The organism is Amycolatopsis sp. YIM 10, assembly GCF_009429145.1.
Lineage (GTDB): Bacteria > Actinomycetota > Actinomycetes > Mycobacteriales > Pseudonocardiaceae > Amycolatopsis.
Window position 1 is genome coordinate 9,173,209 of the sequence record NZ_CP045480.1, and the last position, 25,715, is coordinate 9,198,923.

Below are 25,715 nucleotides of genomic sequence, written 5' to 3' on the forward strand. Positions count from 1 at the left end.
AACCTTGGTAGGAGCTGGGTGGTGACGGTCAGTCCGGTTCGATCGGGGTGGCGGCGACCCGGAAGTGACGCACCGTGTTCTCGATGGCCTCGACGATCTCCGCGCTGGTCGAGCCGCGGAAGCGGAACCGGCCGCCGACGTGCTCGTAGAAGGCGGCGGCGTTCGGCAGGATCTCGCCGACCTCCAGAACGCGTTCGGCGTAGGGGCCGGGGGTCAGGCCCAGCACCGGTGTGGACTCGGTGATCAGGCAGGGGCGCTTCGCCGGCGCGGCGACCAGCATCCAGCCCGCCAGGTCCTTGTCCTCCAGCGCGTCGGTCACCTGCGGCACCAGGCCCAGCTGCAATTCGAAGGCCGCCCGCATCAGGTCGTAACCGTGCACGTCCCGCCACAGGAACGGGATTTCCGCGCCACCGACGCGCGCGCCGACTTCCAGGAACTGGACCTCGAACCCGCCATCGGCGGCCGGGGCGACAAATACCTCCAGGTGGAAGGTCGTCGGTTCGTCGGTCAGCGCGGAGATGAACTGCGCCGTCGCGTTGCCGACCGCCTTGAGCCGTTCCGGATCGTCGTCCTCCACCGAGCCGAGAACGCCACCACCGCGGAAGCTCAGGCAGGTGTTCAGGTACTCCGCCGAACTCCAGCGGCGGACCGCCACGCCGTCGAAGTAACCGTCCACGTGGAACACCGTGTGGTCGACGAACTTCTGCACCATGCGCGAGTCGTCGAGTTCCAGGGTCGCCAGGTGCTCGGCGTCGGTCACGATGACCACGCCCGCGCTGCTGCTCTCGCTGCGCGGCTTGACGATCACCGGCCACCCGTGCTCGTCGGCGAACTCCAGCACCTGGTCGGCGGTGGCGGCCGGGCCGAACGCGGGCAGTGCCAGCCCGGCGTCCCGGATCACGCCGCACATCACCAGTTTGTCGCGGAACGGCAAGAAGGCCGACACCCGCGGACCAGGGCAGCCGAACTCTTCGCGCAGCGCCGCGCCCACTTCGAGATCGTCCTCTTTGAGCGCGACGATCCCAGCGGGCTTGCCGAACCGGGCGGCCAGCTCGACCACCTTGGCGCGCACCTCGTCGAGGTCGTCGGTGTTCACCACGAGCGCGGTGGCCGCGGCACCCTCCGGAACGCCCTGCACCCCGACATCGGTGGTGATGTAGGTCACGTTGTTTTCGGAATGGTCGAGGTACTCCGCGTATTCGGCGTAACGCTCGCGCCACCGGTGGATGATCGTGATGTGCCGTTTCATCGAATCCCCTGGGGCTCGCGCAGACATTTTCCACCCCAGGGTAGTTCGTTTTTCACACCGCTTTCAATCGCGCTCGAGCCGTTTACCAACAGCGCTCGAGCAGCGCGGCTTTCCCGGGAAAATCACCGGGAAAGCCGCGCAAGAACGAACAATCAGCAGTTCGAAGGTGCGCTAGCACCGGTGAACCGGTCGCTGATCCACTTGTGCGCGTCGGCGTTGCCGGCGAAGATGCCGGTCAGGTGCTCGGCCAGGTAGGTGTTCCACTGCACCTTCACGCCCTTGCCGCAGTAGGACTTGTGCAGCGCGTCGGCCTGCGGCGTGTTCACGATCTCGTCCGCGATCGCGTGGTACTGGAACACCGGCACCTTCGGCGGGTTGGCACCGAGCTTGTTCTGCGCCAGCCGCGCCTGCCACTGCGGGGTGTTCAGCGGATTGCTCGTGGTGTAGTCGCTGATCTTCTTGAACGGGTAGTTCGCCAGCAGTTCCACCACGCACGCGTTTTCCTTGGCCTCCTCCAGTTCCGCGCGGCCGGTGTCGTTCAGGTACGAATCCAGCTTCAGATCCGAATACGCGGTGTCGAGGCCGACCGCGGCGAAAGCGAGGAAGCCGAAGCCCAGATAGCCGTCGAGCCCCTTCGCGACCTCGTTCAGATCGGCGGGCACCCCACCGGCCGCCACCCCGACCAGGTTCAGTTCCGGCGCGTACGACGGCTGCTTCTCCGCCGCCCACATCGCGGCACCGCCGCCCTGCGAGTAACCCTGGAAGACCACCTTCGACGACTTCGACAGCTTCGCCGCGTCCAGGTTCTGCGCCGCCCGCACCGAGTCGATCAGCGCCGGGCCCATCGACTGCCCGACGATGTAGGTCGGGACGGTGTCCTTCGAGTAACCCTCGTAGTCGGTGACCGCCACCGCGTAACCGGCGCTCAGCGAGTCGTTGATGGCGGGCTGGTCGTACAGCGTGCCGCGCGAGATCGCCTTCGACGGCGTGCACTTGAACGCCGGGCCCTGGGTGCCGACGCCGAAGCCGACGATCGGTGCGGTGGCCGGGTCGACGCCCTTGGGCACCAGCACCGTGCCGGTCACCGCGTTCGGCTTGCCCAGCGCGTTGACCGAGAGGTACATGACCTCCCAGGCGTTCGCGTTGAGCGTGTTCAGCCCGGGTATCGACGGTCGCCAGCGGATCACGTCACCCGGCTTGCCCGCGGGCAACGGTGAAGGCGGGGTGTAGAAGGAGTCGTCGAACGGCCCGGGCAGCCCGGCCGCGGCGGGTGCCGCGTCCACTGGTTCCACTGCCGAGGAAACCGTGCTGGTCACCGAAAGCGCCAGCAGGGCGGTGATCGCGCAGGCGCCTGCCCGCAGCACTCGGCCGAATCTGTGCTTGCTCAATGAATCCTCCAAAATAGACGGACGGTCAGGCGGGCAGCCCGAGTGCGGGTGCCAGCACCGGCCAGGAGTTGTGCAGCGCGCGTTCCCAGTACGGCCAGCTGTGCGTGCCGTCGCCGTAGTAGTCGACCGTGGCGGGGATCCCCCGCGATCTGAGCCGATCGGTGAAGCTGCGCGACGTCAGCTCGGCCGCCGGTTCCAGCACGTCGCTCTGCCCCGGCGGATCGAGCGGTCCGGTGCGGCCGTTGCCGCACGAGATGTACAGCGCGGTTCCGCGCAGGTCGTCGACGTGGTCGAAGGGGTTCCGGTCCGACCAGGTGAAGATGTTGGTGATCTCGTGGCCCCAGAGGTCGAACCAGTTGTAGAAGCCCTCGCGGACCAGGATTCCCTTGATCACCGCGGGCGTGCCGGGGAACAGCGTGTTCGGCATTCCGCTGTAGGAGGCGGCCGCGCCGAACATCCCCTTGTGCCGGAACGCGTACGCCATCGCGCCGTAGCCGCCGATCGACACCCCGGCGACCGCGCGCTGGGTACCGCCGCGATATCCGCGCTCGACCAGCTGGCGCACCTCCAGCGTGTGGAAGGTCTCCCAGTCCGGAGTGGACTTGAGCCCGAGGTTCCACCACTTGGTGTACATGCCCGCCTTGCCGTCGGTGGGCATCACCACGATGGTGTCCTTGTCCGCGGTGAACTGCTCGACGTCGGTGAACTCGTACCAGGAGCGGTAGTCCACCGGTTCGCAGCAGCCGTGCAGCAGGTACAGCGTCGGCCAGGTGCGGTTCGGCTCGGCCGCCCACTTCGACGGCAGCAGCAGGCGGACCATCCCGGTGCCGGCCAGCGAGGGCGAGCTGATCTCGATGTCCACCGTGCGCGCGTCGAGCCGGGTCTCCTTGACGATCTTCGCGCCGTTGTCCGCGGTCACCGGCGGGATCGCGGTGGCCGACGGCACCGGCAGGGCAACTGCCACGAGCAGGGGGACTGCCAGCAGCCAGCGTCTTCTCATCCGTCCTCCATTCGCTAAAGCGGGATGTTGCCGTGCTTCTTGGCGGGCAGGACCTGCCGCTTGCCGCGCAGCAGGCGGAATGCCCTGGCAACCTGGAGGCGGGTCTGCGAAGGCGGGATGACCAGGTCCACGTAACCGCGGTCGGCCGCGGTGTACGGGCCGCCGTGGCGTTCCCGGTACTCGTCGACGAACCGCCGTTCCGCCGCTGTCCTTTCCGGACCGTCGAGACCGGCCAGCTCCCGCCGGCGCAGCACGCGTACCGCGCCCTCGGCACCCATGACCGCGATTTCCGCGGTGGGCCAGGCGATGTTCACGTCGGCGCCGACGTGCTTCGAGCCCATCACCGCGTAACCGCCGCCGTAGGCCTTGCGGGTCACCACGGTCACCTTCGGCACGGTGGCTTCCGAGTAGGCGTAGATGAGCTTGGCGCCGCGGCGGATGATCCCGTGGCGTTCCTGGTCGACACCCGGCAGGTAACCGGGAACGTCGGCCAGGGTGAGGATCGGGATGCCGAACGCGTCGCAGAACCGGACGAACCTGGCCGCCTTCTCCGACGCGTCGATGTCGATCACCCCGGCCTGGCGCGCCGGCTGGTTGGCGACCACGCCGATGGTGCGCCCTTCGATCCTGGTGAAGGCGCAGATCATGTTCGGCGCGAAACCGGCGTGGATCTCCAGGAAGTCACCGTCGTCGGCGATACGCGTGATGACCTCGGTCATGTCGTAGGACTGGTTGATCGAGTCCGGGACCACGCGGTCGAGTTCGAGGTCGGACGGGGTCAGCCCGGCCGCCGTCTCGTCGGCGAACTCCGGCGGACCGTCCACATTGTTCGATGGCAGGTAGCCGAGCAGGGTCCGCACGAAGTCGACGGCGTCCTCCTCGTCGACCGCCCGGTGGTGCGCGTTGCCGGAGACCTCGCTGTTGGTCACCGAACCGCCGAGTTCCTCGGTGCTCACCCGTGCCCCGGTGACCGCGTGCACCACGTCCGGCCCGGTGACGAACATGTGCGAGGTGCGGTCGACCATCACGGTGAAGTCGGTGATCGCGGGCGAATACACCGCACCACCGGCGCACGGCCCCATGATCATCGAGATCTGCGGGATCACCCCGGAGGCCAAGGCGTTGCGGCGCCCCAGTTCCGCGTAGTGCGCCAGCGAGACGACACCCTCCTGGATCCGCGCACCACCCGAATCGTTGATGCCGATCACCGGGCAGCCGATGGTCATCGCGAGGTCCATCACCTTCAGCACCTTCTCGCCGAAGACCTCGCCCATGCTGCCGCCGAACACGGTGAAGTCCTGCGAGAACAGGCAGACCTGGCGGCCGTCGATCGTCGCGTGCCCGGTGACCACGCCGTCGCCGTACGGGCGGTTCGACTCCATGCCGAAGTCCGTGCAGCGGTGGCGGGCGAACTGGTCCAACTCCACAAAGGAGTCCGGATCGACGAGCAGCTCCACCCGTTCGCGGGCGGTGAGCTTTCCCTTGGCGTGCTGGCGATCGACCGCGCGCTTCTCGGCGATGCGCTCGACCTCGTCCCGCCGGTCGGCGAGATCGGCTATGCGGTAGGCGGTCGAGTGGTGGCCGCCGTCGGTGTGGTCGGTGTACATGCCGCACTCCCTCCGTTCAGCAACCGGTTCAGCCGGTCGGAGATCACCTCGACGTTCGGCGGGTCGATCAGCGACAGGTGGTCGCCGGGCGCCCGGACCACCTCCAGCGCCGGGCACAGCTCGTCCCAGCCCAGTGCGTCGTCGGTGCGCAGGTACCGCGGGTCGAGCGAGGTGGTCAGCGGATGCGGTTCCCGCGCGCGGAACAGCACCACCCGGCCGGAATAGGGCCGCGGCCGGTAGCGCTCGGCCACGCGAGCGTCCAGATAGGACGTGTACTGGTGGTGCAGCACACCCTGCCCGAGGCCGGGCACCTTGCTGGCCAGCCGGTCCATCACCGCCCGGATCTGCGCGCGCTCGTCCAGCCCGCCCAGCTCCAGTCCGTTCAGGTCCAGCTCGGCGCCGTAGGTCCGCTCGATGTGCTCGGCGAACCGGCCGAACCGTTCGAGCAGCAGGTCCGCCGACGACCGGCCGGGCGCGGGCAGCGGCAGGATCGAGTCGATCAGGAACACCAGATCGACCTCTTCACCCGCACTCGCCAGCTGCTGCGCCGTCTCGTAGGCGAGGCAGCCGCCGAACGACCAGCCACCCAGCCGGTACGGCCCGTTCGGCTGGACCTCCCTGACCAGCTCGGCGTAGCAGGCGGCCTTGTCCTCCAGGTCTTCGAGATCGTCGAGGCGTTCGAAGCCGTACGCGGGCTGGCCGTCGGTGAGCCGGTCCACCAGCGCGCGGTAGACACTGGTCGGACCACCGGCGGGGTGGAACAGGAACACCGGGTCGCTCGCGACGCCGTCGCGCAGCAGCCGGATCGGGCCGCCGCCGTGCCCTTCGATCTCGGCTCGCAGCAGGTCGGCCATCGCGGCGATGGTCGGTGCGGCGAACAGCGTCCGCTCGTCCGGGACCTGGCTCAGTTCCTCCGAGATCGCCGCGCGCAGCCGCTCCGCCCGTTCGGCATCCCCGCCCACCAGGAAGAAGTCCTCGTAGACCCCGGGTTCACGACCGGCCAGCACTTCACGCCACACCCTGGCGACCCAGCGCTCGGCCGGATCGCGCGGACCGACCACAGTGGACACCGGCGTGGCTTCCACCGGTGCGCCACCGAACCCGGCGGCTTCGGCCAGGTGAGTGGCCACTTCCGCCAGTGAGGCACCGCGCAACAGCAACGGCATCGGCAACGACAACCCGAAGTCACGCTCCACCGCACCCCGCGCCCGCATGGCCAGCAGCGAGTCCAGGCCGAGCTGGGTCAGCGGGCAGTTGCGGTCGATCTGCTCCGGTTCGAAGCCCATCAACCCCGCGACGATCGCCACCAGGTGGTCGGCCAGTGCCGCCCGCGCCGCCGCCGGTTCGGCCGACCGCAACGTGGCCATGCCGTCCCACGCCGACTCCGCCGCGGCCTCGTCCGGTGCCAGCAGGCCGAAGAAAGTCCGGGCTGTGAGCTGCGGAAAGAGCGTCAGCACGGTCGTGGTGTCGAGGCGGGCCACCCCGGTGGCGGCCCGGCCGTCGGCGAGTACGGCCTCCAGCGCTTCGAGGCCTTCGTCCGGGCTGAGCGGTTCGAGCACCGGGTTCTTCGTCCCGGCCGCCGCCCCGATGTCGCCCCAGGCACCCCAGTTGATCGTGGTCGCGGGCAGCCCGTTCGCGCGGCGCCACTCCACCAGCGAATCCATCCAGGCGTTCGCCGTCGCGTAGGCGGCCTGGCCGGGCGAGCCGAGCAGGGAGGCCGCCGAGGAGTAGACGAGCCACCAGTCCAGGTCGTGGTCCATCGTCGCCTCGTGGAGCCGCCACGCGCCGTGCGCCTTGGGCCACCACGCCTGCCGCACCTGCTCGGCGGTCAGCTTCATCGCGGCGCCGTCGGCCAGCACACCGGCCGCGTGCAGCACCCCGCGCAACGGCATGCCGTCCCTGGTCGCGGCCTCGACCAACCGCGTGGCCACGCCGGGTTCGGCGATGTCCCCGGCGACCACCTCCACCCCGGCCATCGGTGCCTCGCCACCCCTGCGGCTGGAGAGCACCACCCGGTCCGCGCCCCGGTCGAGCAGCCAGCGCGCGGCGTGCAGACCCAGGCCGCCGAGGCCGCCGGTGATCACGTACGCGCCATCGCGGACAGCGGGTTCACCGGGCGTCAGCGTCGGCCGAGCCAGACGCCGCACGTACCGGACGCCTTCGCGCCAGGCGACTTCGTCGGCCGGGGAATCGGCGCGGATCTCGTCGTGCAGTTCGGTGACCCACAACCGCGCGGGATCGGGTTCGGCGTCGAAGTCAAGCAGGCTCGCGCGGATCTCGGGGTGTTCGAAGGCGAGCACCCGGACCAGCCCGCGCAGGGCCGCGATGCCGGGACAGCCCGCCTCACCCGGTTCGATCACCGCGCTGCCGGAGCCGATCAGCCACAGGCGCGGCGGGTCGGTCAGTTCGGCCAGTTCCGCGACCACCGCCCCGGCAGCGAGCACGAGCCGTTCGCCCGCCTCCGGCTCCATCGTGCCGCGGCCGACCATGTGCAGCACAGCGTCCACTTCGGACCTGTCCCGCAGGAAAGCGGCCAGTCCCTCGGTTTCGCGGCGCACCAGCAGTTCGTCGCCCCGGCCGGACACCGCGTCGCGGAAGGCGGCCAGCTCCGGCTCGGCCAGTTCGCCGAGCACCAGCCAGGTCCGGCCGCCTGGCTGCTCGACCGGCAGCTCGGCCTGTTCCCACCGGGCCTCGAACACCTTGCCGGACAATGGAACCGGCAACGAGGAGCGCTGGAACCGCCGGACGTAGACCTCGCTGATGGCCACCACGACCGCACCGGAACCATCGAGCAGGCGCACCGAGCCGACCAGGCCGTCGTCCTCGACCGACTCGATCACCGCTTGCACCCGGACGCCGTGCCGCGGATCGCCGGTCAGGCTGACCGAACCGATCGAAAGCGGCAGGTAGAGGCCTTCCGCCTGGTCGAGATCGGCGGCCGCGGCGAGCGCGTGCAGACAGGCGTCGGCCAGCGCGGGATGCAGAACGTACTGGGGTTCGGCCGGTGGCGAGATCGAGGCCGTGGCCCGGCCGGGCGCGGCGGTCACCTCGCGCAAGCCGCGGAACGCGGGCCCGTAGCTCTGCCCGATCGCGTCGAGCGCCCGGTACAGGTCGAACGGCTCACCGTCCTCGGCACCGGAAAGCGGTTCGGCCGATTCCTCGCCGATGCGGATCTTCGCGGTGGCGTGCCGGGTCCACTCGCCGGTCGCCGACTTCGCGTGCACCTCGACCCGGTTCTGCTCGGCCGAGAACGTGGTGGTCACCTCGGTCCGCGCGGACAACGGCAGCAGCTTCAACAACTCCAGCTCGGTGACCACCACCGCGTCCGACTTGAGCGCGGTGCGCGCGGCGGCCAGCGCCAGCTCCAGGAAACCGGTGCCGGGGAACACGGGCACGCCGAGCGCCGCGTGGTCCACGAGCCACGGGTGCGCGTCGGTCCCGACTTCGCCGCGCCACACGTGCCTGCCGTCGTCCGGCAGTTCGACGTGCGTGCCGAGCAGCGGGTGTGCCCCCGACTGGCCCCGACGGCGGGCCGGCCAGAACCGCTGGTGCCGCCAGCGCGGGCCGGGCAGTTCGACGGGCGTCGTCTTGGTGCAGCGCGCTTCCAGCACTCCCGGCACACCGAGCACGTGCAGTCGAGCCAGCGAGGTGAGGAATGTGGCGCGCTCCCCGGCAGTCCGGCTTGAGCTGCCGAGACCGGTCGCGCGACCGGCGGCGGTCTGCTCGATCGCGGCCAGTGCCACCGGATGCGGGGAAATCTCCAGGAACAACGTGTGCCCATCGGCCATCGCCGCGTCGAGGGCCTGGGTGAACCGCACCGGCCGCCGCAGGTTCGCCGCCCAGTACTCGACGTCGAATTCGGGTTCCTCGCGGGCGTCGTCGAGCACGCTGGTGTAGCAGGCGATCTCGGGCACGCGCGGGTGCAGTGGCCCGAGTTCGGCACGGAACCGCCCGAGCAGACCGTCCACTGCGGACGAGTGCCCGGCACCAGCGACCTTCAGCGGTTTCGCCAGCCGGCCGAGGCTTTCCACGTGTGCCACCAGCGCCGCCACCTGATCGGCGTCGCCGCTGACCGTGCACTGCGTCGGCGAGGCGTAGACGGCCACCGTAATACCGGGGAAGTTGGTCTCCAAATCGGACAGTTCGGCCGGAGACAGCTCAACCACCGCCATCGCGCCGGTGCTGTCCATCGTCTCCAGCAGCCGCGACCGGATCGCCATCACGCGCACGCCCTCGGCGACCTCCAGCGCCCCGGCGACCACCGACGCGGCGACCTCACCCATCGAATGCCCGAGCACCGCGGCCGGCTCCACCCCGTGCGAGCGCCAGAGCGCGGCCAGCGCGAGCTGCGTGCCGAGCAGGGCGAGCTGGATGCCCGCCAGCCCTTCCGGTTCGCCTTCCAGCGCTCCACGCAGGGAAAATCCGGCCTCGTTCAGGAAAACCGGCTCCAGCTCGTCGATCTTGTCGCGGAACACCGGCTCGGTCGCGAGCAGTTCACGACCCATCCCCCGCCACTGCGATCCGTAACCGGAGAACACAAAAACCGGCTCGGGCGGCGTCGACGACGCTTCGCCGCTGATCACCGAGGCGTGGGGCCGGTTGTCGGCCAGCGACCGGAGCCCGTCCGCCAGCTGCGCGCGATCCTCGGCGATCACCACAGACCGGATCGGGAGGTTCTCGCGCCGACCGGCCAAAGTGGACGCCAGCGCACCGAGCGAGACGTCGTCGGCCGAATCCAGCCACCGCGCGAGATCCGCCGCGCGGGCGCGCACGCCTTCTTTGGTGCGGTCGGAAACGGCGAACACGCCCGCCCCGTCACCGATCCGCTTCGCCGGGAACGCCCCGGCGGGCCATTCCTCCAGCACCACGTGCGCGTTGGTGCCGCCGAAGCCGAAGGCCGACACTCCCGCCCTGGCCATGCCGGAGTATCGCGGCCAGCGCACCGGCTCGCCGACCACCCGCAGGCCGAGGCCGTTGAAGTCGATCTGCGCGTTGGGTGTGTCGAAGTGCAGGCTGGCCGGCAGGCGCCGGTTCCCCAGCGAGAGCACCACCTTGATCAGGCCGACGATGCCCGCCGCGCCCTCCAGGTGGCCGAGATTGCTCTTCACCGAACCGATCAGCAGCGGCCGCCCCCACTCCCGGCCGCTGCCCAGCACGGCGCCCAGCGCCGCCGCCTCGATCGGATCGCCGAGCGGCGTGCCGGTGCCGTGCGCCTCCACGTAGTCGACCCCCTCCGGGTCGACCCCCGCCGCCGCGTAGGCGTCGGCGAGCACCATCTCCTGCGCCCGCGGATTGGGCGCCATCAGGCCGTTCGACCGGCCGTCGGAGTTCACCGCGCTGCCGCGGATCACCGCGAGAACCCGGTCTCCCGCCCGGCGCGCCTCGCTCAACCGGCGCAGTACCACCACCCCGCAGCCCTCACCGCGCACGATGCCGTCGGCGTCACCGGCGAACGGTTTGCAGCGGCCGTCCTCGGCGAGCACGCCGGCCCGGTGGAAGTTCGCCGTGATGCCCGGCGACAGCATCAGGCTGACCCCGGCCGCCAGCGCCGTCTCGCTCTCGCCGCGCTGCAGGCTCTGCACCGCCATGTGCACGGCGACCAGCGAAGACGAGCAGGCGGTGTCCACGGTCAGACTCGGACCGCGCAGGTCGAGCAGGTAGGACAACCGGTTCGACGCGATGCTCATCGCCGCCCCGGTCCCGGACCAGGCGTCGATGGTGTCGAGATCGCTCATCGTGAGCATGCCGTACTCGCCGGCGGAAACCCCGGTGAAGACCCCGGTCCGGGTGCCGGCGAGCGTGCTCGGCGGAATGCCCGCGTGCTCCAGCGCGGACCACGCGACCTCCAGCAGCACGCGCTGCTGCGGGTCCATGGCCTCGGCTTCCCGTGGGGTGATGCCGAAGAACCCGGCGTCGAAGCCGGTGGCGTCCGCGAGGAAGCCCCCGCGCTGGGGCACGGCCGCCAGTGCGGCGGGATCGGCGAAGGCCTCCCACCGTCCATCCGGGACGGTTCCGATCGCCTCGCGCCCACCGTCGAGCAGGTCCCAGAAGCCGGCGGGTGATTCGACCCCGCCGGGCAGCCGGACGCCGATGCCGACCACCGCGATCGGCTCGCCCTCTTCGGCGCGCGCCATCGGCCGGTGCACTTTCTGTTCCTCTGTGGACAGTGCGTCTGCCAGACCGGCGATGGTGGAGTGCTCCCACAGCAGAGTGGGCGGCAGTGCCCGGCCGAGCAGCTTCCGCAGGTCGCCGGTCAGCGTGACCGTGTCGCGTGAGGACAGTCCGGCCTCCCGCAGCGGGCGGTGGGTGTCGATCTCGCTCGCCGGACGGCCGAGCAACGCGGCCACCCGCCCGACCAGCCACGCGGTCAGCTCGGCGGCGTTCACGACAGCCTCCGGTCGGCGAAGGCACCGTCGAGGTAACGGGCCCGGCAGGAGGACCGGCTGATCTTGCCGCTGGAGGTCCGCGGCACCTCGCCGGGCGCCAGGAAGACCAGATCGGTCAGCTTCAACCCGTGCCGGCTGGCCACCTCGGCACGCAGCGCTTCCGTCGCGGCCGCCAGGTTCGCCTCCTCCAGGTTCTTCGCGCGTTCCAGCACCACCACGGCTGCCTCCCCCTCGTCGAGCGGTATGGCGAACGCCGCGGCCGAATGCCGCCGCACCGCCGGATGCTCTTCCACGGTCTGCTCGATGTCCTGCGGGTAGTGGTTGCGGCCGTCGACGATCACCAGGTCCTTGCGGCGGCCCGTGACATAGAGTTCGCCGTCGAACAACACGCCGAGATCACCGGTGGCCAGCCACCCGCCGGTCCCGTCCAGTCGCAGGCCGAAAACCTCCGCGGAGGCCTTCGGATTGCGCCAGTAACCCCGGCCGACGTTCTCGCCGCGTACCCAGATCTCGCCGACCGTGCCATCGGGCAACGCCTTGCGCTGCTCCGGATCGACCACGCGCAGCTGCTGCCCGGCGGCGTACCCGCACGAGACCAAAGTGGACGAATCGCCGCCACCGGACGGCACAGCCGCCCCGGCGGCGAGCCGGTCGCGGTCGAAGGAGACCTGCCGCGACGGCTTCCCGGCTTCGGTGACCGAAACGAGCACGGTCGCCTCCGCGAGCCCGTAGGAGGCCCGGTGCACCGCCGGGTCGAGACCGCATTCGCCGAACGCGGTCTGGAACTGCGCGATCGTCGACGGGAGCACCGGCTCGCTGCCGTTGATCAACGACACCACGCGGCTGAGTTCGAGGTAGCTCTTCTCGCGCTCCGAGACCCGGGAAGCGCTGTAGCCGTAGGCGAAGTTGGGCGCCGCACTGATCGCACCGGGACTCGCGGAGAGCGCACGCAACCAGCGGCCGGGGCTTTCCAGGAACGCCACCGGGTCCAGCAGGGTGGCGGCCATGCCCGCGACCATCGGCGCGGCGATGCCGAGCACCAGGCCCATGTCGTGGAACAACGGCAGCCAGCTGACCGTGGTGGTGTGCCCGGTGACCGCGCCGTACGCCTCGCAGGCCTGGCGCGCGTTCGCGAGCACGTTGCGGTGGCTGAGCATCACCCCGGCCGGGCTGCGCGTCGAGCCCGAGGTGTACTGGAGGTACGCGAGGTCGTCCGGGTCCGGCACCGGCCACTCCCGTTCGCGCGCCCTGGGCACCAGGTCGACCGCGACCAGTTCCGTCCTTTTCGGATCGACGAACTCGGCGACCTGGTCCAGCCGCGGCGCGGTGGTGAGCGCGAGCCGTGGGTCGCAGTCGGCGAGCACCGCGGTCAGCCGCCCGGCGTGACCGGGCAGGTTCGGCGCGAACAACGGCACGGCAACCAGTCCCGCCCGGAGCGCACCGAGGAAGGCGACCACGTAGTCGGCCGACTGCTCGACCAGGACCGCCGCGCGCTCACCCGGCTCGGCCAGCTCCAGTGCTCTCGCGGCCACCGCGCTGACCCGGTCGTCCAGCTCGCGCCAGGTCAGGAAGGCGGCGCGGCCGTCCTCACTGGTGCGGTAGTCCAAAAAGGTCACCGCGGTCTCGTCGCCGCGCCTGCCCGCCCAGTGGCGAAGCAGGGTGGCCAGCGTTTCAGTCGTCATCGTCCCTCGAAAAAGGTGCCGGGAACAAAAACCGTTTTCTGAAGATAGGAAGGGGCTGGTGGGCTGTCAACGAACTAGAATTCGCCTGCTCATCCCCGCTCGGACAATTCGAGAGCGGCTTGTCATCAGCCGCACAAAAGCTCATTCGCGGCGGCGGAACACTGCGAGCGCCAGTGCCGCACCGGCCAGTTCGAGCCCGGCCGCGGTGTACAGCCCGGCGGTGTAACCCGTTGCCAGCGCTCGACCTTCGCCGAGACCGAGGTGCCCGGCCCGTACCGAGGTCAACACCACGCCGATCAATGCGACCCCGGCCGCGCCGGACAGTTCCCTGGACGCGGTGAGCAACCCGGAGGCCATTCCGGCGTGTTCACCGGGAACCACTTCGAGCGCGAACGAAGTCAACGGCGTGGTCAACGCCGAGCCCGCGCCGATCAGCAGCAAACCGGGAATTCTGGGCGGTATTTCCGGTATGTGGTTCACCAGTGCCACCGCGATCAGGCCGAGCGCCACCCCGGTCAGCCCGACCGCCACGGTCCGGTGTGGACCGAAGCGGGTCACCGACCACGGCACGGCCGGGGTGGCCGCCATGATCGCCAGCGCCACCAGTACCAGCGGCAACCCGGCCAGCAGCGGAGTCAGCCCGAGCGATTCCTGGTGCAGCAAGGGGGTGAAGAAGAACACCCCGGAAACACCGAGGCCCCACAGGATCTGCACCAGCAGCCCGCTGACGAACACCCGCTGCCAGAAGGCTTCGAACATCGGGCGGAAGTGGATCCGCTCACCGCGGTGGCGCTGCCCACCCGCGGTGGCGGGCACGAGCAGCGCGATCGCGGCCACGAACGGCAGGTTGCTGAAGAAGATCCAGCCCCAGTGCAGGTATTCGCTGAGCAGGCCGCCAACGGTCGGGCCGACCGCCAGCGCGACGGCCAGGCTCGCCGTCCACAACGTGGCACCGACCGCGCGCTGGCGGCTGTTCAGGTTGGTGCGCAACAGGCTCAGCAGACCGGGCACCATGAACGCCGCCGCCGTGCCCTGGAGCACGCGCGCGCCGATGAGCACCCAGCCGGTGGTGGCGAACCCGCCCGCCACCGCGCCGATGCCGAAGCCGATCAGCCCGCCGACCAGCGTGCGGGCCTGGCCCAGCCGGTCCACCAGCAGACCGGCGACCAGCAGCAACGCGGCGAACGGCAGCATGTAGCCGATGCTGACCCACTGCAGTTCGCCGAGGCCGAGGCCCAGTTCTCGGGCCATCGACGGCACCCCGGCCGCGACGATGTTGTTGTCCAGGCTGGTGACGAAGCCGCCGAGGGCGATCACCACCAGCGTGGGGACCACCGCGCGACCCGGTACCGCAGTGCTCTCGGCGACGTCCTCGCCGACCTCCCGGCTGACCACCGCACCCGCCTCCGCTCAGTCGCCGAGCGCCTGTTCGTCCTCGGACCGGAACTCCTCTTCCAGTCGCTCCGGGCTGTAGTCGAGATCAATTCGGTCCACCGGCATGCCACGTGCTGCCTCGATCGCCCGCAGCCGCCGCATCGCGTGCCCGGCCGCGTATTCCATGACCCCGTCGAGCCGAAGGTCGAAGGGGTCGCCGTCGAACTGCCGCGTGGTCCACTCGATCTGCGCGATCGCGTGTGGCAGCAGTGCTTGCATCTGTTCCTGAACCACATTCCAGTTCCGGTCGTCGGCGGCGACGTGGCGTCTGCAGGTGAAGGTGCCCCAGGCCATGTGGCGGCGTTCGTCGTCGCCGATGTGCCGGATGAGCTGCTGCATCCCGGGCAGGATGCCGTGTGCCCGGCACGCGCGGTTCCAGACGTAGTAACCGGTCAGCGCCAGCACGCCTTCAACGACGTGGTTGTAGACCACCGAGGCGCGGACCTGGTTCTCCGGGCTCGGGTCGTCGATCAGCCGTCCGAGCGCGGTGGGCAGCTCGTCGTAGAAGATCGCCCGGTATCCCGGATTGTTCTCGACGTGGCTGTGCAGGTCCTCGGTCACGCCGACGGCGTCCAGCCAGAGCCGGAACACCTGCGTGTGCTTGGCTTCTTCCAGGCAGAACTGGGTCAGGTACAGCTCGTCGGCGAACCGGCCCTCGGCACGCATCGCGGCGATGAACGGCTGGATCTCGTGCGTGACGGACTCCTCGCCGCCGGCGAACTGCGCGCACAGCATCGTCGCGACGAAGCGCTGTTCGTCGGACAACGCCGCCCAGTCCTTGGCGTCGGTGTCGAAGTCGAGGTCACGCGGGTTCCAGAACTTGGCGTTGCCCTTGTCGAACAACCGCAACGGCAGCGCGTCCCAGGTGAGGCCGTCGGCGCGCAGTGTGGTGAACGCGGTCATCCCTGCGATCCCTTCGTCGGAATGTCCAGCCAGGACGGGGCGGAGAAGGCAAGCCTGCCCTCTTCGGTGGTCCAGTCCAGGAAGAGCGGGTCCTTGGTGTCGGCGACCAGCGCGAGGTGGTGCCCGGCGGGCACGGTGTATGCGGTCGGCGAGAACGCCAGATCCATCCTCAGTGGACTGCCGGGCTCGACGTTCTTCCAGCTGTAGGGCAGGTAGTTGATCAGCCTGCCGACGCCGAACTGGTCCACGTCGTACACGTAGGCGATCACGGTGCCGTTGCGCGTGGACGGGGTGGCGGTGAGCTGCGCGGTCAGCGCGCCGCGGATGCGCATCGGCGCGGCCAGCGGCGCCTGCTGCCAGATCGCCGCGTCCCGCTTGCTCACCAGTGGCAGGAAGGCGGTCGGCGGGTCGCCGGTCAGCGCTTCGAGGCTGTAGGTGGCCAGCGGCACGCCACCGTTGGCCGGGGTGTCACGCCCGGTGGTCAGCTCGGCGGGCGCCAACTCCCACCGCGACGGGCTGCCGACCGCCGAGGTCCAGTCAGGGAAGGTTTCCGGCGCCTGCGTTCCGGGACGGGCCCTGGTGACGATCGGGTTCTCGCGGGTGATCGAGTCGTCGCTGCCTGCCACGTGGGCGTCGAACCAGCGGTACACCGAATTCCAGGTTTCGCTCGGCAGGCCGAGCAGTCCGCCGGATTCCGCGGAAGCGTGGTCGCCGGGCAGGAATTCCGCCCTTTTCGGACCGGTCAGATTCTGGTACAGCTCGACCATTTGGTCCGGTGGGAATACCGTTTCGCTCCACGTCTGAATCGTGAGCACGGCCGGATGGTTGGCATTGATCCGGTCCAGGTGCGTGCTCGGCGATCTCGGTTTCGACCATTCGATGATGGCCGCGGAATCGGCGTCCGAGAGGTGCGGGGTGAGGAACTTCGTCAGCATGGCGTCGGTTTCGGCGCTGAGTTCGCCGTTGGCCTTTCCGGACAGGTAGAGCACCAGCCCGGCCAGGCCGTGCCGCGTCTCGTTCTGCGACAGCGACTCGGCCAGATCCGCCCAGCCGCTGAGCGAGGCGACCGCCTTGATCCTGGTGTCGGCGCCGGCCGCGATCAGCCCGATCCCGGCGCCGTAGGACACCCCGCCGACACCGATCCGCGCCGGGTCGGCGGCGGTGTTCGCCAGCGCCCAGTCGATCACCGTGGACACGTCGGCGATGTCGGCGGCGCCGGCGACCTCGACCTGACCACCGGATTCGCCGAATCCCCGCGCGCCATAGGCCACCACCGCGTAGCCGCGGTCGGCGAGGTTCTTGGCCGGGATGACGTTCTGCGTCGCGCCGCCGCCCCACGCGCTGATCAGCACGGCCACCGGGTGCGGGCCCGGCGCTCTCGGCTCCAGCACCATCGCCCCGAGACCGACGCCGTCGGCGGCGGGCACGGTGACGAATCTGGTGGTGAAGCCCTCGGCGGCGGCCGCCGGAGCCGCCACCACCGCGCTCAGCAGCACCACGGCGAGCAGCCGGTGGACACCCCATTTCACCCCGCGGACCATGCGCGCGAAAACCTCCCCGGCAAAAGGTGAATATGATTCACGGAATCGTCCGGCGGAATGTCTTCCCGGCCCCGGACCTCGTTCGGAGATCGGAAGGTAGCAGTCGGCAATCAGCGTCGAGAAGGTGTGCGTTTCCCACTTGTCACGCGCGGTACAAGTTCTCGGCGGGGCTTGCTCACCCCGGCGCAGACGACCACACAGCGCAACTACCGCACCCCCGAAAGGGTGGCGTTTGGCAAAAACGGACAAAGATCGTTGCCGCCGCACTCGGCCGCTGACAAGTTCTCGTGAGGCATCGGACACAAGGGTTGCCAGACCACTTCTGACCGTGAGTGCATAATCCAGGCGCGGTACGTGATCAGCGTGGAAAACTACTGCGAGCACAAAGGGGGCAAGGATGCACCCGGCAAGCGACAACGCGGTGCGGCAGCAGGTCCCGGCGGTTCCGGTGGCGGACGGGCAGATCAGCCATTCGCAGAGCCTCTGGTACTCGCTGCCCGGTGAGGTGGCGAGGCGGTTCCGGCCGCACTCGGACCAGCTGGCCAGGACGATTCTCGAGGAGATCCAGCGGGCGGTGCCCGAGTACGCCCAGCCGCTGGAGGGCCAGTTCGGCAAGGTGATCACGCTCGGTATCGAGCGCGCGGTGCTGAACTGCATCGACAGCATCGAGGGCCGGGGCACCGCGCAGCAGAAGTGGGACGATCTGTTCCGCGGCATCGGCCGACGGGTGTACAACGACGGGCGCAGCCTCGACTCGCTGCAGTCGGCCTACCGGGTCGGCGGCCGGGCGGCGTGGCGGTACGTGTCCGCGTTCGGCCAGAAGCTGCGCCTGCCCGCGTCCATGCTCTGCGTCGGCGCCGAGGCGATTTTTGCTTTCGTGGACGAGATTTCGGCGTATTCGGTCGAGGGTTACACAATGGCCCAGGCGCGCGCGGCGGGCACTTTGGAGCGCCGTCGGCAGCGGCTGCTCGAACGGATCCTCGCCACCCCACCGTCTTCGGCGCAGACAATCACCGCGATGGCGGCCGCCGCGGAATGGCCGGTGCCGGAAGCGGTCACCCTGGTGGCTCTGGAGGCGCGGATCGACCGGCCGCACACCCCGGCCGTGCACGCGGATGTGCTGCTGGACCTCGAAGGCACGCAACCGTATCTGCTGACCCCGGACCCGACGCGGGACCTGGCCACCCTCCAGTCCGAACTGGACGGCTGGCGCGCGGCCGCCGGCCCGCACGTCCCGCTGACCGAAGCGGCGACCTCCCTGCACTGGGCCCGGCGAACCCTGGACCTGGTCCACCGCGAGGTACTGCCCGACGTGCCGATCACGCGCAGCGTTGACCACCTGTCGAAGCTACTGCTGCTCTCGGACGAGTTCCTGTTGCGGCAGCTGGGTAAACGCGCGCTGGCCCCACTGGCGGGACTGACCCCGAAGCAGCAGGTTCGCCTGGGCAGCACGCTGCTGGCTTGGCTGGAGTTCCGGGGCAGCACGCCGGAAGTGGCGGAGGCGCTGGACATCCACCCGCAGACCGTCCGGTACCGGCTGAACCAGCTGGCGGAACTGTTCGGAGACCGCCTGAACAACCCGGAAGCCCGCTTCGAAATGCAGCTCTCGCTGGAAGCGCACCGCCTGCTACACAAAAACCCGGCCGCACAGCCGCAATGACGTCACCACCGCCCGGCCCCAAGCCGGCGCCCAGCAACGAAACTCAACCCCAAGACCCCCGGCACCAACCGGCGCCCAGCGACGAGACCCAACCCAAGACCACCACCCCCGGTACCAAACCCGCACCTGGCGACAAACCCAAGCCCAAGACCATCCAACCCTCCCCATCCCCGGTCCTAAGCCCAAAACACGGCGAAGACCCCGATGTCAAGGCATCTTTCCCGCCTTGACATCGGGGTCTTCGCCGTAGTCACACTAAAAAACCGGGGTGGCAGCCCCCAAATTCAGGCCCCCACACTCAGCCCTTCAACAACGCCCGAGCCATCACCATGCGCTGAATCTGGTTCGTACCCTCATAAATCTGCGTGATCTTCGCGTCCCGCATCATCCGCTCAACCGGGAAATCGCGCGTATACCCAGCCCCACCGAACAACTGCACCGCATCCGTGGTCACCGACATGGCGATATCCGACGCATACGACTTCGCCGCGCTCGCCATGAACCCCGCCCGCGCGTCACCCCGCTCCGAAGCCGCGGCCGAGGCGTAGACCAGGTGCCGGGCGGCCTCGATCTTGGTGCCCATGTCCGCCAGCATGAACTGCACGCCCTGGAAGTCCGCGATCGACTTGCCGAACTGCTTCCGGTCCTTCACGTAGTCCAGCGTCGCGTCCAGCGCGCCCTGCGCGATGCCCAGCGCCTGCGCGCCGATCGTCGGGCGGGTGTGGTCGAGGGTGCGCAGTGCGGTCTTCAGCCCGGTCCCCGGCTCACCGATGATGCGGTCCTCGGGAATGACGCAGTTCTCGAAGTAGATCTCGCGCGTCGGCGAGCCCTTGATGCCGAGCTTCCGCTCCTTCGGCCCGACCGAGAAGCCCGGGTCGTCCTTGTGCACGACGAACGCCGAAATGCCGCTGGCCTTCTTCTCCGCCTCTGGATCGGTCACCGCCATCACGGTGTACCAGGTGGACTCACCGGCGTTGGTGATCCACGCCTTGGTGCCGTTGAGCACCCAGGTGTCACCCTCCAGCCGGGCCCGCGTGCGCATCGAGGCCGTGTCCGAACCCGCCTCGCGCTCGGACAGCGCGTACGACGCCGAGGCGTCACCGGAGGCGATCGACGGCAGCACGTTCTTCTTCAACTGCTCCGAGGCCGACAGCAGGATCGGCTGGGTGCCCAGCTTGTTCACCGCGGGGATCAGCGAGGCCGACGCGTCGACCCTGGCGATCTCCTCGATCACGATGCAGGCGGCGATCGCGTCGGCGCCCTGGCCCTCGTACTCCTCGGGGATGTGCACCGCGTTGAACCCGGACCGGACGAGCGCGGCGGCGGCCTCGACCGGGTACCGCTCGTTCTCGTCGACATCGGCCGCGTGCGGCGCGATCTCCTTCTCCGCGAGCGCCCGCACGGCGGCACGCAGCTCCTCGTGTTCTTCCGCGAGCCGGTACAGCCCGACGCCCTCAGTCACTCGTGCCACCTCATCTCCGTTGGCGGGATCAACTGTCAATGTTAGCGCTCGTTCACAACGTGGAGCTTGTGTCCTCGCTCGCACTCTTCGTACGGTTCAGTGATGTCGATCACCTCGCCCCCGGGTCTCCCGCGCTCCCTGGACTATCCCGAGGTTCCCGTCGGCTCGATCCTGGCCGGCTCGGCCGCCCGCTACGGCGGGCGCACCGCCTTCCGCCAGGGCGGCGCCCAGCTCAGCCACGAGCAGCTCTGGCGCTCCGCGTGCCGGTTCGCCAACGCGCTCGGCGCGCACGGCATCGGCCCCGGCGACGTGGTCGCCGTCCACCTGCCGAACTGCCTGTCGTACCCGATCGCCTACTACGGCACGCTGCTCGCCGGCGCCGCGTTCACCCCGGCGAACCCGCTTCTGCCCGCGGAAGACCTGGCCGCGCAGCTGGCCGACAGCGGCGCCGTGGTGGCCGTGACCTGCGGCGCGGCCTCCGGCACGCTCACCAGGGTGCTCGAACGCACCGCGGTGCGCATCGTGCTGGTGGCCAACCCGATCGGCGAGCTGCCACCCGGCGCGGTCGAGTTCGGCGCCTTCTACCGCGAGGCGGGCGACCAGCGCCCGTCGCTCGACATCGACGTCCGCGAGTCCCTCGCGCACCTGGCCTACACGGGCGGCACCACCGGCCGGTCCAAGGGCGTCCGGCTCTCGCACCGGCACGTCGTGGTGAACACGCTGCAGTACAGCTCGTGGTCCCACGGGGCCGTGCCCGCGCTCAACACCGACGGCGATCTGGTGCTCGACCAGATCGGCTCGGCGGAGGAGTGGCCGGTGCCGCTGGGCACCGGCGTGGCCATCAATTTGACCCCCTGGTTCCACGCCATGGGAATCATCGCCGCGCTGAACGCGCCGGTGCTCACCGGCTACAGCGTGGTCCTGCACGACCGGCTCGACCCGGCCGCGTACCTCGCCGACGCCGAGCGCCTGCGGGTCACCATGGTGGGCGGCGCACCCGCGTTGTTCGCCGCGCTGATGGCCGCGCCGGACTTCCAGACGCGCGATCTGACGTCGGTGCGGCTGGTCACCTCCGGGGCCGCGCCGCTGCCGGTTTCGACGATCAAGGTGCTGCGCGAGCGGCTGCCGAACGCGGTGATCGCCGAGGGCTACGGGCTGACCGAGGTGACCATGGGCGCGGTCGCAGCGCCGGCGTTCCGATCGGGGGTGCGGAAGCCCGGCACGGTCGGGGTGCCGCTGGCCGACACCGAGGTGAAGATCGTGGACGCGGCGGGCGGGGAGGAACCGCTGCCGACGGGTTCGCGCGGTGAGGTGTGCCTGCGCGGGCCGCAGGTGATGCCCGGGTACCACAACCGGCCGGAGGAGACCGCCGCCGCGCTGGTCGACGGCTGGCTGCACACCGGCGACATCGGCGTGGTCGACGAGGACGGTTATCTGTCCATTGTGGACCGCAAGAAGGATCTGCTGCTGTACAAGGGGTACAACGTCTACCCGCGGGAGCTGGAGGAACTGCTGGCGTCGCAGCCCGCGGTCGCCGCGGCGGCCGTGGTGGGGCGGCCGGACGAGGCCGCCGGGGAACTTCCGGTCGCCTTCGTGGTGCGCGCGCCGGGGCACGCCGACGCCACCGCCGCCGACCTGATGGCGACGGTGAACGACCTCGTGCTGCCGTACAAACGACTGCGGGAGCTGCACTTCGTGGACAAGCTGCCGATCTCGGGCGCCGGGAAGATCCTGAAGCGGAAGCTGCGGGACCAATTGCCGTGATGTCGCGCTACGGGCGCATGGTGTAGGTGCCCGCCAGTGATTCGACGGTGGACCAGATGCGCGCCGATCGTGAACCGTCCCCGGCCGGCTTGCGCACCTGGGACAGCGCCCATTCCTGCTGCGCCTCCGTCGAGGAGGCGCGGCCGTGCAGTTCCGTGGCGAAGCGCGAGAAGTCCCGCACCAGCACGTCGAAGATCTGGTCGATGGTGTCCGCTTCCAGGTCGACGATCCGCGCCTGCTCCAGCACCAGCTGCCCGTAGACGATCAGCGTGAACAGCTCGCCGAGGGTGAGCAGGAAGTCCAGGTCCTTCTGCTGCGCCTCGTCCGGCGCGGCCGTGGTCAGCAGCGTGCAGAAAGCCTCGGCCTGCGAACGGAAAAGGGCGACATTCGGCACTTCCGCATAGTGCGAGTAAGGCTCACGCCAGTCGTGGAAGCGGATCTTCCCGAGGCCACGGGCCGGCCCCTGGCGGAACAGGAACTCGTCGTCCGCGGCGTCCTGGCGCGTGGGCACGGACTCGTACGAAGCGGGGTTGAACAGGTACGCCGGCATGAACTTCAGCACCAGCGCCAGGTTCACCGCGACCGTGCCTTCGAGCTTCGGCAGGCCGCGGATGTCACGCGAAGCGGCCGAGAAGTACGTGTCCTTCTCGAAGCCCTTCGCCGCGATGACGTCCCAGAGCAGGTCGATCACCCGCTCGCCCTCGGTGGTCACCTTCATCTTGGTGATCGGGTTGAACAGCAGGTACCGCCGGTCCTCGGGCCCGGCCGTGCGGAAGTAGTCGATCGCGCGGTCGGCGAAGAGCTTCATCGCGGTCAGCCGCGCGTAGGCGTCGACCAGTTCGCGGCGCACGTGCGGGAATTCGGTGACGCGGTTGCCGTAGAGCAGCCGCCCGTGCGCGTGCGTGACCGCCTCGTACAGCGCGTGCGTGCAGATGCCGATCGCGCCGAAGCCCAGGTTGAACTTGCCGACGTTGACCGTGTTCAGCGCGGCGTCGAAGGCGGCGGGGCCGGTGTGCAGCACGTCCTCGGCCCGCACCGGGTAGTCCTCCAGCCGGAACTCGCTGACGTACATCTGCGAGGGCACCACGTTCTTGATCAGGTGGTAGTTCGGGTGCGCGCTGTTCGCGGTGAAGAAGACGTACCCCTCCGGCCCATCGACGTCGGCGCGGCGGCCGAACACCGAGACCACGCCCGCCACGTTGCCGTTGCCGATGTAGTACTTGCCGCCGGTGGCGCGGAACCCGTCACCGTCCGGGGTGAGCACCATGTCGGTGGCGTAGATGTCCGCGCCGTGCTCCTTTTCGGACAGTCCGAACGCGAGCACGCCACCGGACTCCAGCAGCGCGGCCGCGTGCGCGCGGGCCGCCCGGTTCTCGCTCTGCCACACCGGGCCGAGGCCGAGAATGGTGACCTGCCAGGTGTACCAGTAGTTCAGCCCGTAGAAGCCGAGCAGCTCGGACATCGCGGCGACGCGGCTGGTGTCCCAGCGCTTGTTCTCGTCACCGTCCGCATCACCCGACGGGGTGAGCAGGGTGGCGAACACGCGCTCCTTGGCGACGAACTCCAGGAACTCCGCGTACCAGGTCTGCGCGTGGTAGTCGGTCATCAACGCCGTTTTGCCACGCGACTCGAACCAGTCGATGGTGGCCCGCAGGATGCGCCGGGTCTCGGCATCGAAGTGCGCGGGGTCGTACGTACGCGGGTTCAGCAGCTCCATGTTACTGGACAGTAACAAAGACCGGGCTAGGAGCCAAGCCGGTCCCGCAGTGCCGCGTCCTTGTCCAGCACGAGCTGCTCCAGGTCGGCCTGGAAGCGGACCATCCGCGCCCGCAGCCCCTCGTCGTTCGCGGCCAGCATGCGCACCGCGAGCAGGCCCGCGTTGCGCGCCCCGCCCACCGAAACCGTGGCCACCGGGATGCCCGCCGGCATCTGCACGATCGACAGCAGCGAGTCCAGGCCGTCGAGGTACTTCAGCGGGACCGGCACGCCGATCACCGGCAGCACCGTGGCCGAGGCCACCATGCCGGGCAGGTGCGCCGCGCCACCGGCACCGGCGATGATCACCTTCAGCCCGCGGTCGGCGGCCGATTCGGCGTAGTCCATCATCCGCCGCGGGGTGCGGTGGGCGGAGTACACGCCCACCTCGTAGGGCACCTCGAACTCGTCGAGCGCCTTCGCGGCGGCTTCGAGCACCGGCCAGTCCGAGTCACTGCCCATGATCAGGCCGACAACGGCAGACATTTCGCGGATCTCCTCATCGTTTCCCAAGCGGCGGAGCCGCTTGCTGTGGGCCGCCGGCTCGCACCGCGGCGGGTTCTCAGGGGTCTTCTCGCGAGGACAGCTTCACCGTGGTGAATCGGTTATTCATGAGGTGAAGATCCCGGAGCGAGAAGACGCCTGAGAACCCGCCACCCGCACCGCCACGCAAACCACGCTCAAACTCTCTCTAGTGAATCTCGTGGCCGTCGAGCCACTCGGCGTGGGAAAGCCAGTGCGCGGCCAGTTTCGCGCGATGGCGCAGGTCGTCCAGGTCGTCGCCGAGCAGGTTGACGTGCCCGAGCTTGCGTCCCGGCCGCTCGCCCTTGCCGTAGAGGTGCACCTTGGCGTCGGGGTAGCGCGCGAACAGGTGGTGCACGCGCTCGTCCGGCCCCATCCGCGGGGCCTCCGGCGCACCGAGCACGTTCGCCATCACGCAGTGCGGTGCCAGCAACTCGGTGGTGCCGAGCGGGTAGTCGAGCACCGCGCGCAGGTGCTGCTCGAACTGCGAGGTCCGCGCGCCGTCCATGGTCCAGTGGCCGGAGTTGTGCGGGCGCATGGCGAGTTCGTTGACCAGCAGGCCCTCGTCGGTCTCGAACAGCTCGACCGCCAGCACGCCGACCACTTCGAGATCGGCGGCCACCCGCAGCGCCAGGTCCTGTGCCTGCTGCCACTTCTCCTGGCTCAGCCCCGGCGCCGGCGCGAGCACCTCGGTGTTGATCCCGTCGCGCTGCACGGTTTCCACCACCGGCCAGGCCGCGCCCTGCCCGAACGGCGAGCGCGCCACCAGCGCGGCCAGCTCCCGGCGCATCGCGACCTTCTGCTCCACCAACAGCGGGGTGCCCGCTTCGAGCAGTTCCGGCACCAGCTTCGCGGCCTCCTCGGCGGAGTCGAGCATCCACACGCCGCGGCCGTCGTAGCCACCGCGCGCCGCCTTGAGCACCACCGGCCAGGAGTACGCGGCACCGAACGCCACCACGTCGTCCACATCGGACACCCGGGCGAAGGCGGGCCCGGGAATGCCGGTGGACTTCAGGCGCTCGCGCATGACCAGCTTGTCCTGCGCGTGCAGCAGCGCGTCCGGGCCCGGCCGGACCACCACGCCCTCGTAGGTCAGCGTCTGCAGGTGCTCACCGGGCACGTGCTCGTGGTCGAAGGTGAGCACGTCCACTGTGGACGCGAACTCGCGCAGCTTGTCCAGGTCGGTGTGCTGCCCGAGCACCACCTGCCCGGCGACCAGGCCGGCCGAGTCGTTCTCGTCGGCGGCCAGTACCCGCAACGACTGGCCGAGCGCGATCGCCGCCTGGTGCGTCATCCGCGCCAGCTGGCCGCCGCCCACCATGCCGACGATCGGCAGTCCGGTTCGTTTGTCCATGATGCGCC

General features: G+C 69.7%; 15 protein-coding genes. 2 read left to right on the top strand and 13 right to left on the bottom strand.

Translation table 11 applies throughout. From position 1 onward, the window contains the following. Positions 1–28 precede the first annotated feature (28 nt). From YIM_RS42510 to YIM_RS42550, 9 genes are all read right to left on the bottom strand, one after another. Positions 29–1,249, bottom strand: a complete 1,221-nt coding sequence (locus tag YIM_RS42510) for an acetyl-CoA carboxylase biotin carboxylase subunit family protein (RefSeq protein WP_228004362.1) — start codon at positions 1,247–1,249, stop codon at positions 29–31. 152 nt (positions 1,250–1,401) lie between these two features. Beyond that, positions 1,402–2,637 (bottom strand): lipase family protein, encoded by a 1,236-nt coding sequence (locus YIM_RS42515; protein WP_370468921.1) that lies wholly within the window; start codon positions 2,635–2,637, stop codon positions 1,402–1,404. 25 nt (positions 2,638–2,662) lie between these two features. Beyond that, entirely contained in the window at positions 2,663–3,637 is a 975-nt protein-coding gene (locus YIM_RS42520; protein WP_153035742.1) for an alpha/beta hydrolase family protein, read from the bottom strand. Between the two features lie 14 nt (positions 3,638–3,651). After that, a complete protein-coding gene (locus YIM_RS42525; RefSeq protein ID WP_153035743.1) occupies positions 3,652–5,244 on the bottom strand; it encodes an acyl-CoA carboxylase subunit beta in 1,593 nt (530 codons plus the stop codon). Continuing rightward, positions 5,193–11,630: a beta-ketoacyl synthase N-terminal-like domain-containing protein gene (locus tag YIM_RS42530; RefSeq protein WP_370468922.1), complete on the bottom strand. Its 6,438-nt coding sequence runs from the start codon at positions 11,628–11,630 to the stop codon at positions 5,193–5,195. The genes YIM_RS42525 and YIM_RS42530 overlap by 52 nt, the downstream gene beginning before the upstream one ends. Beyond that, positions 11,627–13,312, bottom strand: a complete 1,686-nt coding sequence (locus YIM_RS42535; RefSeq protein ID WP_153035744.1) for a fatty acyl-AMP ligase — start codon at positions 13,310–13,312, stop codon at positions 11,627–11,629. The genes YIM_RS42530 and YIM_RS42535 overlap by 4 nt, the downstream gene beginning before the upstream one ends. 141 nt (positions 13,313–13,453) lie before the next feature. Beyond that, the gene (locus YIM_RS42540; RefSeq protein WP_153037607.1) at positions 13,454–14,647 is read right to left on the bottom strand and encodes an MFS transporter; all 1,194 of its coding nucleotides are present in this window, start codon (positions 14,645–14,647) and stop codon (positions 13,454–13,456) included. Between the two features lie 75 nt (positions 14,648–14,722). Beyond that, entirely contained in the window at positions 14,723–15,649 is a 927-nt protein-coding gene (locus tag YIM_RS42545; RefSeq protein ID WP_153035745.1) for a R2-like ligand-binding oxidase, read from the bottom strand. After that, entirely contained in the window at positions 15,646–17,178 is a 1,533-nt protein-coding gene (locus tag YIM_RS42550) for an alpha/beta fold hydrolase (RefSeq protein ID WP_194239931.1), read from the bottom strand. Before YIM_RS42550 ends, YIM_RS42545 begins: the two co-directional genes overlap by 4 nt. A 409-nt stretch (positions 17,179–17,587) precedes the next feature. Between YIM_RS42550 and YIM_RS42555 the strand changes: the two genes are divergently transcribed. Beyond that, on the top strand, positions 17,588–18,850 hold the full coding sequence (locus YIM_RS42555; RefSeq protein WP_153035747.1) for a helix-turn-helix domain-containing protein: 1,263 nt from the start codon (positions 17,588–17,590) through the stop codon (positions 18,848–18,850). A 298-nt stretch (positions 18,851–19,148) separates the two neighbouring features. On the opposite strand, the gene YIM_RS42560 is transcribed toward YIM_RS42555, so the two are convergent. Next, positions 19,149–20,312, bottom strand: a complete 1,164-nt coding sequence (locus tag YIM_RS42560) for an acyl-CoA dehydrogenase family protein (RefSeq protein WP_153035748.1) — start codon at positions 20,310–20,312, stop codon at positions 19,149–19,151. 102 nt (positions 20,313–20,414) lie between these two features. On the opposite strand from YIM_RS42560, the gene YIM_RS42565 reads away from it, so the two are divergent. Then, on the top strand, positions 20,415–22,076 hold the full coding sequence (locus YIM_RS42565; protein WP_153035749.1) for a class I adenylate-forming enzyme family protein: 1,662 nt from the start codon (positions 20,415–20,417) through the stop codon (positions 22,074–22,076). A gap of 7 nt (positions 22,077–22,083) precedes the next feature. Here YIM_RS42565 and YIM_RS42570 read toward each other — a convergent pair whose 3' ends face one another. From YIM_RS42570 to YIM_RS42580, 3 genes are all read right to left on the bottom strand, one after another. After that, on the bottom strand, positions 22,084–23,793 hold the full coding sequence (locus tag YIM_RS42570; protein ID WP_153035750.1) for an acyl-CoA dehydrogenase: 1,710 nt from the start codon (positions 23,791–23,793) through the stop codon (positions 22,084–22,086). A gap of 26 nt (positions 23,794–23,819) precedes the next feature. Beyond that, the gene (purE, locus tag YIM_RS42575; RefSeq protein ID WP_153035751.1) at positions 23,820–24,317 is read right to left on the bottom strand and encodes a 5-(carboxyamino)imidazole ribonucleotide mutase; all 498 of its coding nucleotides are present in this window, start codon (positions 24,315–24,317) and stop codon (positions 23,820–23,822) included. A gap of 205 nt (positions 24,318–24,522) precedes the next feature. Beyond that, complete coding sequence (locus tag YIM_RS42580; RefSeq protein ID WP_153035752.1) at positions 24,523–25,707, bottom strand: 5-(carboxyamino)imidazole ribonucleotide synthase; 1,185 nt, start codon at positions 25,705–25,707, stop codon at positions 24,523–24,525. Positions 25,708–25,715 lie beyond the last annotated feature (8 nt).

What these genes read in the sequence shown, in the direction of transcription:
- YIM_RS42525 (WP_153035743.1), bottom strand. Translation starts at nt 5,244, where the DNA reads ATGTACACCGACCACACCGACGGCGGCCACCACTCGACCGCCTACCGC.
- YIM_RS42555 (WP_153035747.1), top strand. Translation starts at nt 17,588, where the DNA reads ATGCACCCGGCAAGCGACAACGCGGTGCGGCAGCAGGTCCCGGCGGTT.
- YIM_RS42520 (WP_153035742.1), bottom strand. Translation starts at nt 3,637, where the DNA reads ATGAGAAGACGCTGGCTGCTGGCAGTCCCCCTGCTCGTGGCAGTTGCC.
- YIM_RS42545 (WP_153035745.1), bottom strand. Translation starts at nt 15,649, where the DNA reads ATGACCGCGTTCACCACACTGCGCGCCGACGGCCTCACCTGGGACGCG.
- YIM_RS42570 (WP_153035750.1), bottom strand. Translation starts at nt 23,793, where the DNA reads ATGGAGCTGCTGAACCCGCGTACGTACGACCCCGCGCACTTCGATGCC.
- YIM_RS42510 (WP_228004362.1), bottom strand. Translation starts at nt 1,249, where the DNA reads ATGAAACGGCACATCACGATCATCCACCGGTGGCGCGAGCGTTACGCC.
- YIM_RS42535 (WP_153035744.1), bottom strand. Translation starts at nt 13,312, where the DNA reads ATGACGACTGAAACGCTGGCCACCCTGCTTCGCCACTGGGCGGGCAGG.
- YIM_RS42565 (WP_153035749.1), top strand. Translation starts at nt 20,415, where the DNA reads ATGTCGATCACCTCGCCCCCGGGTCTCCCGCGCTCCCTGGACTATCCC.
- YIM_RS42580 (WP_153035752.1), bottom strand. Translation starts at nt 25,707, where the DNA reads ATGGACAAACGAACCGGACTGCCGATCGTCGGCATGGTGGGCGGCGGC.
- purE (WP_153035751.1), bottom strand. Translation starts at nt 24,317, where the DNA reads ATGTCTGCCGTTGTCGGCCTGATCATGGGCAGTGACTCGGACTGGCCG.